This is a genomic window from Flagellimonas sediminis (assembly GCF_010500845.1).
GTDB classification, from domain to species: domain Bacteria; phylum Bacteroidota; class Bacteroidia; order Flavobacteriales; family Flavobacteriaceae; genus Flagellimonas; species Flagellimonas sediminis.
The window spans coordinates 528,947-542,478 of sequence record NZ_JAAAMI010000001.1; the positions used below are offsets into that span (position 1 = coordinate 528,947).

Here is a 13,532-nt window from a genome sequence, read left to right on the forward strand (position 1 = left end):
ACCTTTAATTGAATGATAAAAGTAGTAAAAAGAACTGGAAGAGCGCGCTCAATTAACGAAAATTAGCAAATGCATCATTCTGAACGGGTTGTATTTGAGTGGGCTTTTTAAAAAGCTTAACACCAATATTAAAATCTAAGATTATCTTTGTTGCATATGGCAAAGGAGCAGAAGAAAAGAAAAGAGATCAAACGGAAACTATTGCATAAGTACCGCTTGGTGATCCTCAATGAAAGCACTTTTGAGGAAAAGATATCGTTCAAACTCAGCAGGCTCAATGTTTTTGTAACAGGCACGTTGTTCATCATTGTACTGATTGGATTGACCACCCTTATCATTGCCTTTACCCCTCTCCGAGAATATATACCGGGGTATTCCTCTACCAAGTTAAAGCGCCAGGCCACAGAGCTCACCTACAAAACAGATTCCTTGGTGACGGTCCTTAACTATACCAATCGGTATTTGGACAATGTCCGCAAGGTACTGCGTGGCGATGTGGAGAACAACCAACAGAACCGGGACTCCCTTTTTGAGAAATACAAATTGGATCCGGCATCCGTAGATCTTACGCCCATTCGTGAAGATCTGTTGTTGCGTGAAGAAGTGGAGTTGGAAGACAAGTACAACCTATTTGAAAGAAATGTGGAAAATTTGGGAACCTTACTTTTTGCGCCAATTACTGGTACAATGTCCCAAGGGTTCGACCCCAAGACCAAGCATTATGCCGTTGATTTGGTGGCACCAAAAGATACTCCGGTAAAATCCATTGCCGATGGTACGGTTCTCTTTGCTGAGTGGACCTCGGAAACGGGCTATGTGATCATCATTGAACACCAAGATGGTTTTACTTCGGTTTACAAACACAATGGCTCTTTGAGCAAATCACAGGGAGATCTGGTAAAGGCCGGCGAAGTAATAGCATCTATAGGAAACACAGGTGAGCTTACCACGGGGCCGCATCTACATTTTGAGCTCTGGAGAAAAGGAAAACCCGTGAATCCCCAAAACTATATGGACTTCAATTAAATGTCATTAAAAGCATTTGCCGCAAAGATTTTTGCCAATAGGGTGGCCATGAGGACCCAAAAATGGGTGGCCAACCCCGTGCAAACCCAAAAAAAGGTTTTTAGGGAATTGGTATCTTCGGCCCAAAGCACTGTCTTTGGAAAAGACCACGATTTTTCCAACATCCGATCCCATGAAGATTTTGTTCAACGGGTACCCATTCGTGACTATGAGGAAATAAAGGATTACATCAACAAAATAATCGCAGGGGGAGAAGATGTTCTTTGGCCAGGTAAACCTCTTTATTTTGCTAAAACTTCCGGAACCACTTCGGGAGCAAAATATATTCCCATTACCAAGGTTTCCATACAATACCAGGTGGAAGCATCGCGAAATGCCATCCTACATTATATTCACGAGACGGGTAATGCCGATTTTGTGGATGGCAAGATGATATTTTTACAAGGCAGCCCTGAGCTTGAGGAAAAGGGAGGCATTAAGTTTGGAAGGCTTTCCGGAATTTCGGCCCATTATGTCCCCAATTATCTGCAAAGGAACCGGTTGCCCAGTTGGGAGACCAACTGCATTGAGGATTGGGAAACGAAGGTGGACAAAATCGTTGAAGAGACCGAAACCCAGAACATGTCCGTTATCGCGGGCATACCCTCATGGGTGCAGATGTATTTTGAAAAGCTCCAAGCCAAGTCAGGCAAAAAGGTAGGAGAGCTTTTTAAAGGATTTCAATTGTTCATTTACGGCGGGGTAAATTATGAACCGTATCGCGCCAAATTCGAAAATTTGATTGGAAGAAAAGTGGACAGTATTGAACTCTTTCCGGCCAGTGAAGGGTTTTTTGCGTACCAAGATTCCCAAAAAGAAAAAGGGATGCTCCTTTTGTTGGATTCTGGCATTTTTTATGAATTCATCAAGGCCGATACATTTTTTGATGAAAACCCAAAACGGTTGACCATTTCCGAAGTGGAACTGGATGTGGACTACGCCATGATTATATCCACCAATGCCGGATTATGGGCCTACAACCTAGGGGATACCGTTCAGTTTATTTCCAAAAATCCATACAAGATCATTGTATCGGGAAGGATCAAACATTTTATTTCCGCATTTGGTGAACATGTGATTGCCAAAGAGGTTGAGGAAGCTATGAAGCTTGCGGTTGATGGAACCGATGCCTTGGTAAACGAATTTACCGTTGCCCCACAGATCAATCCAAGTAATGAGGAGCTTCCCTATCATGAATGGTTTATAGAGTTTGAGCGCGTACCTTCGGATATGCCCAAATTTGTCACGATCATTGAGGAAAGTATGAAAAAGCAGAACAGCTACTACTACGATTTGATTGTAGGTAATATTCTTCAGCCCTTAAAGATTACCAAGATCAAACCCGGTGGCTTTCAAGACTATATGAAAACTATTGGTAAATTGGGCGGTCAGAACAAGGTTCAACGTCTTTCCAACGACCGAAAAGTAGCCGATGGTCTGGAAGCTTTCAAAATTAGTTGAGGACATACGGACTTACTTTCGTAGGAATTCGTTTATTTTTGCCAAGAAGTAATGATGGCAACAGAAGTAAAACAGACCACAAGGGCACAGGAATCCACCAATGCTATTGAGCGATTGTACATCACCATGCGGCATTTGCTCAACAGGGGTTTTTACAAGCCTTCCGGCGTATCGGGCAATGCCCTTAGGAGTGCACTACTACTTTTACGCCCCGAAATTTATGGGACCATTGCCGAGGACAAGGCAGAACTCAACGGTTTGATCTATGTTTTGGAACGACTACCGGAAGGGATCGAGGAATGTCGTTTCATCAACCTAACCTCAGACGAAGGATTTTCAAAATCACATATAAAACCTATTGTTCCACCCAAAAGACGAAGAAACTGTTATCGTATTGATGACGAGCAGATGAACATTGAAATTACACGGGGCAGGAGCGACATTTATGATATTTTGACCCACCTTACCTTTTTGTTCATCGAATCCGGAAAAATTTGCAAACGGGTACTGGTTGATGGCGGAAATGCCACTATCCGCGATTGGGACAAACTTACCGAGTTTGTTTTGAGTGATGAAAAGAGTGATGATGAGCGCGAAGTGGCCATGATCCATACTGCCAATATTCTGGGAAGAACATTTGATGAGGTTGGGGACATTCACAATAAGTTAAAGACCCCGGAAGATCCCGATCGGTTCCTGAACGTAATCTATTGGTTGGGCAAATTGGCCTTGGAAGAAGAAACCACGGGCAATAAAAGGACCATCACTTTCAGTCCTTTGTTAAGGGAGCGTTTAGGACACCACCTCCATGGGGAAAAATGGGCCCAGACCATAAAACAGACCCTTAAGGAAAATGGTCTGCTGGAAAGGCCGTTGCATATCATCAGCGCCAACATGCACAGCATCATGAATTCCCTTTTCGCGAAAAAGGCTTTGGCCAAGGAGTTCCCTGACAGTAATTCCCTCAAGATTTATGAGGCCTTGAGTTCCGAGAAGCACAAAAAGCTCAATGAAAAGGTAAAGAACGTTGCCGAAAAGAATGGGATGATCTTTATGGACGACCGATCGGGAACCAATATTGACATTCAAATTTTTGATACGGCCAAATTTGGCAAGGATACCTGTTGCTATGATTTGCCCAAAAATATGCCATCGGAGCAAAAACCCGTTATATTTGTGATGGACTATGCCTTTGGTGAGCAGGCTTACGAAACCATTGACGAATTGTTGAAGCCGTTGGAAGAAGATGGCCAGAAGTATTTTTTGAACGTGGATTCCTTGTCCATTATGGGCAAAGCTGGTATTTTGGAAGGAGGCAAAGGAGATTTGATGATTCCCACAGCACATATTTTTGAAGGAACGGCGGATAACTATCCTTTCAACAATGAATTGAGTGCTTCCGATTTTGAGGGGAATGGATTGAAAGTTTTGGAAGGCACCATGGTGACCGTTTTGGGAACCTCATTGCAGAATAAGGACGTGCTCAAGTTCTTTCATGAATCCACATGGAATGTAATTGGATTGGAAATGGAAGGCGTTCATTACCAAAAGGCCATTCAATCGGCATCAAGGATCAGAAAAAGCATTAAAAAAGACGTAAAGGTAAGATACGCCTATTATGCCTCGGACAATCCCCTGGAAACGGGAAGTACTTTGGCATCTGGCGGATTGGGCACTACAGGGGTAAAACCAACATATTTGATTACGGACAGGATTTTAAAACAGATATTCAATTCATAAGCTATGGCAGATCAACCGATACAGCAAGGTTCTTCGGATGAAGTAGACTTGGGACAATTGTTTCAAATGATAGGAAGGGGCTTTCAAAAGTTCTTCAATTTTATTGGAAACATTTTCAAGGGCATTTTCCACGTATTGATTTTATTCCTTTTGTTTATTCAAAAAAATATCATCGTAATTGGGAGTGCTCTGATTCTAGGAGGTATTGGCGGCTATGTCTTGGACAAGATTCTTCCCGAAAAATATATCTCCAAAATGGTGGTGGAGCCGAACTTCAATAGTGTTCAGCAGCTGTACAATAACATTGCCTTTTACAATGACCTGGCAGAGGCCCAAGACTCGGTTGCTTTGGCCACTGCCCTTAACATTACCGAACATGAAGCAGCAAGTATTAAAGAAGTCTTTGCTGATTCCTATTCGGATGAGAACCAAAAGATCAAATTGTTCGATGAGTTTGTAAGGGAGTTGGATACCACGACTATCAAAACCATAGATTTTGAAAACTATCTGAAAAACTTCAATTCCTTGGATGCGAGGTTTCATCAAATATCCTTGATCAGTACCGATAATCGCGTCGCCAAGAAAACCCAACCCGCTATTCTGGGTTCCATTTCGGTCAATGGGTATTTTAAGCTTCAAAAAAGAATCAATGACGAAAACCTTGCCTTACAGGATTCCATTTACAGGCAACAGTTGGTTGAGATAGATTCACTTCAAAAACTTTACAAAACCGTAATGGTTAAGGAGGCTGATAAGCCAATGCAAGGGACCAATATAAACTTGGCCGATAATGGTGAATCCCAAAATAAAGAATTGGCTTTAATTCAAGAGCGAGATGTCTTAAAACAGCGTTTGGTCGATTTGAACAGAGAAAGGGCGAATAAATCCTCCATTATCAACGTAATCAGCGATTTTCCAACTAGGGGCGTAGAGCTAAAAGGAGTGTGGAACAGTTATAAGTTTATACTCCCTTTGGTTTTATTGGGCCTAGTGATATTTGTATTGGCATTACTGGAGCTTAACAATTATTTGAAAACATATAACAAGGCATGATATCACGCCTTTTCATATGTCTTTATTCCCAATTATTCCATTCCATTTCCAAATGAATGGCTTAAACTTGCCACATGAAAAAGGTCATTGTAACGGGTGCAGGTGGACAATTGGGCAAAACCCTTATGGACTTGTCTCCTCTATGGAAAGGTTTTCAATTCGATTTTAAGACTTCTAAGGAATCGGACATTACCAACAAGGAAAATTTGGATAAACTATTGTCCTTGGGCCAATATGATATATGCATCAACTGCGCGGCCTTTACCAATGTGGAACAAGCTGAAATAACTCCGGAAATAGCATATGATGTAAATGCAGAGGGAGTCAAAAATTTGGCATTACTTTGCAAAGAACATCAAATTACATTGATCCACCTTTCTACGGATTATGTATTTGATGGTGAAAAAACGGAATCCTATACCGTTCAGGACAAAACAAACCCCATCAATGAATATGGCAAATCGAAACTAAAAGGGGAAGAATATATCAGGGAAATTTTAACAGACCATTACATTATAAGAACCTCATGGTTATACAGTAAAAAGTTTGGCCACAATTTCTATAGAACCATTTTAAAAAATGCTTTGGAAGGAAAGGAATTAAGGGTGACCGATGACCAAATGGGGCGCCCAACCAACACTGAGGCTTTGTCAAGGTTTATAAATGAGGAGATCTTAACTGGAAAAACTCCATTTGGCACATATCATTTTTCCGATGGTCAACCCACTACCTGGTATGGTTTTGCGCAACAGATATTGGAAGAAAATGGCTTAAGCGGCAAGGTCAATCTTGTTTTGGATAGGAATTATCGTACTTTCGCAAAAAGACCAAAGAACAGCGTACTTGGTTGAAGAAATGAATTGCCTTTTAAAGTAAAGAAGGCATGTTATTCAGGCGTAAAAATGCTTTAATGGGAAAGAACCAAAAAAACATTTTAATAACGGGAGGGGCTGGTTTCATTGGTTCCCATGTGGTGAGACGCTTCGTTCAATCCTATCAAAACTACCATATCTACAATTTGGATGCCCTGACCTATGCCGGGAATCTCGAAAACCTAAAGGATATAGAATCCGCCCCAAACTATACATTTCTAAAAGGGGACATTACCGATGCTTTCTTCGTTGAAACGCTCTTTTTAGAACTCAAATTTGAAGGCGTCATTCATTTGGCCGCGGAATCTCATGTGGATCGTTCCATAACCGATCCACTTTCTTTTGTAAAAACGAATATTCTGGGGACCGTAAACCTGTTGAACGCATCCTTGTCCATTTATAAGGAAAAGCCAAAGTTTTTATTTTATCATATCAGCACAGATGAGGTGTATGGCTCATTGGGCATTGATGGGCATTTTACAGAGGATACCCCGTATAGTCCCAATTCTCCCTACTCGGCATCCAAGGCAAGTTCCGATCATTTTGTGAGGGCCTATGGAGAAACGTATGGATTGCCCTTTGTTATCTCCAATTGTTCCAATAACTATGGGCCCAATCAATTTCCAGAAAAGCTGATACCGCTTTTCATCAATAATATTATCCAAGACAAACCATTGCCCCTGTACGGTGATGGCAACTATACCAGGGATTGGCTCTATGTGGAAGACCACGCCATGGCCATGGACCTGATTTTTCATCAGGCCAGGATAGGGGAGACCTATAATATTGGAGGCTTTAACGAGTGGAAGAATATTGACTTGGCCAGGTTGTTATGCAGACTAATGGACAAAAAGCTTGATAGAAAAGCAGGGGCTTCGGAAAAACTGATCACTTTTGTGAAAGACCGCCCCGGACATGATGTCCGATATGCCATCGATGCAGGCAAAATAAATAAGGAACTTGGATGGAAACCCTCTGTTACGTTTCAAGAGGGATTGGAAAAAACGATCGATTGGTATTTGGTGAATCACGAGTGGTTAGATCATGTTACCTCGGGAGATTATAAAGAGTATTATAAAACCCAATATCAATCTTAAAGCAATATATGAAGGGAATCATCTTGGCAGGAGGAACAGGCAGTAGGTTGCACCCGCTGACCCTTTCGGTGAGCAAACAGTTGATGCCCATTTATGACAAACCTATGATCTATTATCCCTTGTCCACATTACTGTACTCGGGAATTAGGGAAATATTGATTATTTCTACCCCAAAAGACCTACCACTTTTTGAGGAGCTTTTAGGGGATGGAAAAAGATATGGCTGTAGTTTTTCCTATGCTGTGCAACCAGAACCAAATGGTCTTGCAGAAGCTTTTATTATTGGTGAGGATTTTATAGGGAAGGATAAAGTGGCCCTTATCCTTGGGGACAATATTTTTTATGGCACCGGCCTATCAAAACTGTTACAGGCGAACAATGACCCTAATGGGGGTATCATCTATGCGTATCGAGTAAACGACCCACAACGTTATGGAGTGGTGGAGTTTGATGAGGAAGGGAAAGCCATAAGTATAGAAGAGAAACCGGAAAAACCCAAATCCAACTATGTGGTGCCGGGTATTTATTTTTATGACAATGAGGTGGTTGCCATTGCGAAAAATATAAAACCCAGTAAAAGGGGGGAACTGGAGATTACCGATGTGAACAAGGAATATTTGAAAAGAGAAAAGCTCCATGTAAGCATTTTGGACCGTGGAACAGCCTGGCTGGATACCGGAACGTTCCAGGCATTGATGCAGGCATCGCAGTTTGTTGAGGTGTTGGAAGAACGGCAAGACATGATCATTGGGTCCATTGAAGTGGCCGCTTACGAAATGGGATATATTGACAAAAAACAATTTAAACAGTTAGCAGAACCCTTAATGAATAGTGGTTATGGCAAAAGGCTGTTGGGCATTTTGAACAAGGAACTATGATCAAGGTAACGGAAACCAAACTCAAAGGCTGTTTCGTTCTGGAGCCCATCATCCATGAAGATGAAAGGGGTTATTTTTTTGAAAGCTTTAACCAAAATGATTTTTGTAATGCCATAGGTCAGGAAATAACCTTTGTGCAGGACAACCATTCGCTTTCAAAAAAAGGAGTGCTCAGGGGGTTGCATTTCCAGAAAGGTCATCATGCCCAAGCCAAATTGGTTTCGGTATTGCAAGGAAGAATCCAGGACGTTGTGGTAGACCTGCGGAAAGACTCCGCTACCTTTGGCCAACATCTTTCAATGGAACTTGATAGTGAGAACAAAAGGCAGCTATTTATACCAAGGGGTTTTGCCCATGGATTTTTGACTTTGAGTGAGTCTGCACAGGTTCTTTATAAGTGTGATAATTATTATTTCAGGGACATGGAGGGGGGTATTAGGTTTGATGATAATGAACTTTCAATTGATTGGGACATTGAATCCGTTGAATTATCTATTTCACATAAGGACAGTCAATTATCCAGTTTTGAAGTATTTCGGTTCAAGAAATGAAATGATTTTACCTTGTTTGATTTGGCCAGAAACATTTTCTTCGTTCCCAAGGTTTTATTCTTACATTTTTTGTGAATTCAATTTACAGCTACTTTAGGCAAAATGAATAAGAGGTTGTCAAAATTTGTTGATCAAGATAATTGGCGTTTAATTTCAAATGTCGGCTGGCTTTTTTTTGATAAAGGATATGGGGCAATTTTAACACTGTTTGTATATTCTTGGATTGCCAACTATTTTGGAAAACAAATATTCGGTGTTTGGAATTACTTAATGGCATTTTCTTCAATTATTCCCGCCATTTCATCGTTTGGGATGAATTTTATAATTGTTAAATTGATAAAGGAGCGTCCAATTCTTAGGACATTGACGATTATAAACGCAATGGCAATTAGACTCCTAGGTGGTTTGATTACAGCTGCATTGTTTATTATCATTTATGTAATGGTTGGAATTAACATTGAAAGAGATTATTTACTTGCGGTCGGGATACTTTTCTTGTCCCAGATCATTCTCAACATAAATGTATTTGTCTATGACAATGAGGCCCAACTTCAAAACAGAGACACTGTTTTGTCAAGGAACATTGCGTTGACCTTAGGTTCGGCAGCAAGGATTTTGTGTATTCAGTTTAACCTTACCATAATTTATTTTGCATTGACCTTTATTTTGGAATATGCGATTTTTCTGTATGTCTCTTATTGGATTAGCAACATTAAGATTGGTTCGTTACGGATAAAATTGAATAGAGCAGTTTCCAATGAATTGTTCGTCAAAGGATTGCCGTTGATGTTGTCCGCTATGGTAGTTATACTATACCTAAAGGTAGACCAAGTTCTAATTGGATATTTTATGGACAATGCCAGTGTGGGCATATATTCCGCTGCTTCACGGATTACCGAAATGGTCTATGCGGTTCCTGTAATCATCTCAAGTGTTTTTTTCCCGCGAATAATAGAGATTAAAAACAGGAAGGAACAAAGAGAGGTCATGTTAAAAAAGCTTTATGGAATAGTTACTTTGATTTGCTTCCTGACATCTTTGTTGATTTACTTCTTTTCAGACAACATCATTGAATTGATTTTCGGACCTGTATATGAAAATTCATCAGAAGTTCTAAAAATATATGCTTGGTCACTTGTATTTATGGGGTGGCAGGTAAGTAGCAGTAAGTTTTTATTGGTCATTGAACGGAATGATTTAATATTTATTAGAGGGTTGATTGGTTTAATTGTAAACATATCCCTCAATATTGTTTTGATACCAGAATATGGACTTAAAGGTGCAGCAATAGCAACTTTGATTTCTTATTTTATGGCCTCATACGGGTCAAATATTTTCTTCAAAGACTTAAGACCACTTATAATCTTGCAACTTACAGGTATCTTTGCAATAATCAAGTCAAGTAAACAAGCTTAAAAAGCCGCTAAAGAATCGTCAAATAATGGCAATAAAGAAAACTTTAAATTACTTATTACAGTATTATATTACTCAGGGCACCTACAAAAAAAGGTATACAATGCCCACACATGTCAATTTTCCAATCACTGACAATTGCAACTCCAAATGTCAGATGTGCAATGTTTGGAAAGACAAGTCTGAAAATGAGTTGCTGCCTAAAGAAATTGCGGATATCTTTTCAGATCAACTTTTTGCAAACGTCAAGCACTTGGGAATTTCAGGAGGGGAACCCACATTGCGAAACGATTTGCTCGATTGTGTTGATGCAATTTTGGAATCCTTGCCAAAGTTGGAAAGCCTTTCAATTACTTCCCATGGTTTTCACCCGTCAAAATGGGAAAGAATGTTGCCGGAAATTCTGAAGAAGTGCCAAAAAAAAAATGTTCTTTTCAAACTCAATATTAGTGTAGATGGTATTGGTGAATTACACGAAGAGGTCAGAAGAATAGAAGGAGGATGGAAAAAGGTATTGAAATCAATTGCCGTAGCCAAAAAAAACAATTGCCCATTACAGATTCAGTGCACGGTTTCTAAGCACAATGTTTACGGAATAAATGAAGTGCTGCACTTTGCCAAAGAAAACAATATTGAATTGATTTTTAGAAAGGCAACAAGTATAAACCGTTTATATAACGAATCTATTACGGATGAGTATTTTACCAGTAATAACGAAGATTCATTTTTTGCTGACTTCTTACAATCAAAATCCCTAAATGAGGCCACTGGGAATCCCGGACGCAGACTTTTTTACAAAGATTTGGTTAAAAGGTTGGTTAAGGGAACCAAAAGAGGGGCGCCTTGCCATTTTCAGTATAATGGTGTGCTAATTTCTGCTCATGGAGAAATGTTCCACTGTTCGATTGATGAAAAGCCCCTAGGCAATTGCAGAAAGGAAAGTCCTTCAAAAATATATTTCTCCAAAGAATCCAAAAATCAGTTGGATCAGCTTTTATCTCAGGTTTGCCCCAATTGTATACATGACCAAACAGGTTCTTGGAGTCCACTTCAAGTGGTTAAGGAGGTATTGTCCCCCAAGCTTTCAAAATTCATTAAATTTAAAGAATTGTTCAGTTTTGGACTTAAAAATATTAGCGCTTCAATTGGGTTTATCAAAAGAAATGTAATCCTTGATCTTACCGAAAACAAAAAAACACTTCATGTAATTGGCGCCTATGGAGGAGAGCATGTTGGAGATTCGGCGATATTGGGAGGTGTTCTATTGCGACATTGGAAAAAAGACCCTACGCTGAACAACATTGTTGTCTACAGTAAAAGGGCTGACCGGACTCAATTTTGGGTGAAGGGTCTTGATTTGGAAATTGGTTCAGATATCCAAGTTAAGGATTACAAGGTCCTCAACAATATAAAAGTTTCAAAGAACGATAAATTGGTTTGGGCAGGCGGCCCAATTATGGAAATGCCCGTTGATCTTTTTGAACATCTACTGACAATTAAGGCATTTACCAAAAAAGGGATTCCATTTTATGTTACCGGTTGTGGTTGGGGCCCTTTTAAAACAAGATATTCGTTAAAAAAGGCCCACCAAGTTTTGAACAGCGCTTCAGAAGTTGAAATGCGGGATAAATATTCATCATTGGGATCTCAGCACACTGTAAATCAAGACCCAGCCTTTGATTATCTGTATTCCCAAAAAACTAAATCCAAGTTAGACTGGTCTTGGAGTCGCTTTAAAATAGATGACTTTTTAAAGAAGATCAAAAAAGAAAACCAAAAGCTGGTATTGGTAAATCTTCGCCCTCTTTGGGACAAGTACAACAAGTCAAACAAATCTTCGGATGAACTAGATGAAGAGGTAATTCTAAAGATTTTTGAAACCTTAAAAATGGCTGGAGATTCTTACCAGTTTGTTTCTGTTCCCTTCAATACAGACCATTATGGTTTTTCAGACATGGAACCAGCCTTGGTATTGAAAGACTTGTGCAAAAGGGAGGCAATAAAGAATTATCATCTTTTTGATCGGGAATTGGATGCCAGGGACATGCTCTACCTACTTGCCAATTTTGACATGGGCATCTGTATGAGGTTTCATGCCTGTATATTTATGAAAAGCATGAATATTCCTGTCTATGGTATTGATTATACAGCTGGGGAAAAGGGCAAGGTTGCAGGACTTTTTGATTCATTCAATGATCCAAACTATGGAAATATCATGACCCTGGACCCAAAAAGAATTGTGGCCTTTTTGAATGATGGAAAATGAAGGTATTAATAGTACACAATCAATACAAACAGTATGGGGGTGAAGATACCGTTGTAGATCAAGAGGCAAGGGCCTATACGGAATTGGGACATGAGGTTAGACTTTTCTTAAAGAATAACCAACAACTAAAATGGGCGGACCTTCTGCTATCAATCTTCAATTTTAGGTCCTGGAAGGAACTTAAGGGAACGGTTAAGGATTTTGACCCTGATGTTATTCACGTGCATAATTTCATATTCATTTTATCGCCATCCATTTTTTGGGTAAAATCAAAGAAAGCCAAAATATGGCTCACGCTTCACAATTATCGTTTTTTGTGTCCTAGCGGAACACTTTTTTACAAGAACAATTTAAATTTAGAATCCAAAACCTTTAGGGGGTTGATGAAGAATGTTGCTCGGGGAGTATATCAAGATTCTATCTTCAAAACAGGGGTTTTGGCCATTATTTATAAGTTTAATGAATTTATTGGTAGTTTTAAAAAAGTGGACAAGTTTATTTTTTTAACTCCTTTTGCCCAGGACATTCATTTAGAATGGCACCCAAAATTGTTTGCTAATAGTGTGGTAAAACCTAATTTTTTGTTCAATTCTCCTAAGTTAAAAAAGGTTATAAAAGATATTGATGTACTTTTTGTGGGTCGTTTTACAATAGAAAAGGGCATTCTAGACGTATTGCCATCATTGGTAAAATGCTGCCATCTCAAAATAGTTTTGGCAGGGGATGGTCCTGTACTTGAAAAGGCTACTAAAATCATAGGTGAAAATCAACATATAACCTTACTTGGTGCCGTGAACAGGGAAAAGGTCTACGAGCTTTTGGGAAGATCAAAATATTTGTTGTTTCCTTCTATCTGGTATGAAGGCATGCCCATGACCATCATTGAGGCGTATTCTGCCGGAGTACCCGTTATTGCTAGAAAATTAGGAGCAATGGAAACAATGATTAAGCATGAACAAACAGGGTATCTCTATTCTGACCTCCAAGATTTTGAAAAAATTGTATGTGAACTGAAGGCAAAAGATCTTTCTCCTCTATCTGAAAACGCTCAAATCGAATTTCAATCAAGATATTCTTTTCCCATTGGGAAGGAAAACCTGATGAATCTTATGAAGCATTTATATGTCGGTTAATAG

The 13,532-nt window shown here is 39.6% G+C and carries 11 protein-coding genes and 1 pseudogene; all 12 read left to right on the top strand.

The window, feature by feature from the left end:
* Nucleotides 1-156: 156 nt before the first annotated feature.
* The 12 genes and pseudogenes from GTK07_RS02260 (at nt 157) to GTK07_RS02310 (ending at nt 13,529) form a co-directional block, all read left to right on the top strand.
* The gene (locus tag GTK07_RS02260; RefSeq protein ID WP_163632615.1) at nt 157-1,026 is read left to right on the top strand and encodes a M23 family metallopeptidase; all 870 of its coding nucleotides are present in this window, start codon (nt 157-159) and stop codon (nt 1,024-1,026) included.
* A complete protein-coding gene (locus tag GTK07_RS02265; protein ID WP_163632617.1) occupies nt 1,027-2,526 on the top strand; it encodes a GH3 auxin-responsive promoter family protein in 1,500 nt (499 codons plus the stop codon).
* 51 nt (nt 2,527-2,577) lie between these two features.
* On the top strand, nt 2,578-4,266 hold the full coding sequence (locus GTK07_RS02270; RefSeq protein WP_163632619.1) for a DUF6909 family protein: 1,689 nt from the start codon (nt 2,578-2,580) through the stop codon (nt 4,264-4,266).
* A 3-nt stretch (nt 4,267-4,269) separates the two neighbouring features.
* The gene (locus tag GTK07_RS02275; RefSeq protein WP_163632621.1) at nt 4,270-5,319 is read left to right on the top strand and encodes a hypothetical protein; all 1,050 of its coding nucleotides are present in this window, start codon (nt 4,270-4,272) and stop codon (nt 5,317-5,319) included.
* A gap of 74 nt (nt 5,320-5,393) precedes the next feature.
* On the top strand, nt 5,394-6,170 hold the full coding sequence (gene rfbD / locus GTK07_RS02280; protein WP_163632623.1) for a dTDP-4-dehydrorhamnose reductase: 777 nt from the start codon (nt 5,394-5,396) through the stop codon (nt 6,168-6,170).
* Between the two features lie 59 nt (nt 6,171-6,229).
* Nucleotides 6,230-7,288, top strand: a complete 1,059-nt coding sequence (gene rfbB, locus GTK07_RS02285; protein ID WP_163632625.1) for a dTDP-glucose 4,6-dehydratase — start codon at nt 6,230-6,232, stop codon at nt 7,286-7,288.
* Between the two features lie 8 nt (nt 7,289-7,296).
* Nucleotides 7,297-8,166 (top strand): glucose-1-phosphate thymidylyltransferase RfbA, encoded by an 870-nt coding sequence (gene rfbA, locus GTK07_RS02290; protein ID WP_163632627.1) that lies wholly within the window; start codon nt 7,297-7,299, stop codon nt 8,164-8,166.
* Nucleotides 8,163-8,717: a dTDP-4-dehydrorhamnose 3,5-epimerase gene (gene rfbC / locus GTK07_RS02295; protein ID WP_203583699.1), complete on the top strand. Its 555-nt coding sequence runs from the start codon at nt 8,163-8,165 to the stop codon at nt 8,715-8,717. Before rfbA ends, rfbC begins: the two co-directional genes overlap by 4 nt.
* Nucleotides 8,718-8,831: 114 nt before the next feature.
* Nucleotides 8,832-10,133, top strand: a complete 1,302-nt coding sequence (locus GTK07_RS02300; RefSeq protein WP_163632629.1) for a flippase — start codon at nt 8,832-8,834, stop codon at nt 10,131-10,133.
* 100 nt (nt 10,134-10,233) lie between these two features.
* The gene (locus GTK07_RS02305; protein WP_163632631.1) at nt 10,234-12,396 is read left to right on the top strand and encodes a polysaccharide pyruvyl transferase family protein; all 2,163 of its coding nucleotides are present in this window, start codon (nt 10,234-10,236) and stop codon (nt 12,394-12,396) included.
* Nucleotides 12,393-12,779: pseudogene (locus GTK07_RS19510) on the top strand (glycosyltransferase); the annotation flags it as partial. The gene GTK07_RS02305 and the pseudogene GTK07_RS19510, both read left to right, overlap by 4 nt.
* Nucleotides 12,780-13,529, top strand: a complete 750-nt coding sequence (locus GTK07_RS02310; RefSeq protein ID WP_235932407.1) for a glycosyltransferase family 4 protein — start codon at nt 12,780-12,782, stop codon at nt 13,527-13,529.
* Nucleotides 13,530-13,532 lie beyond the last annotated feature (3 nt).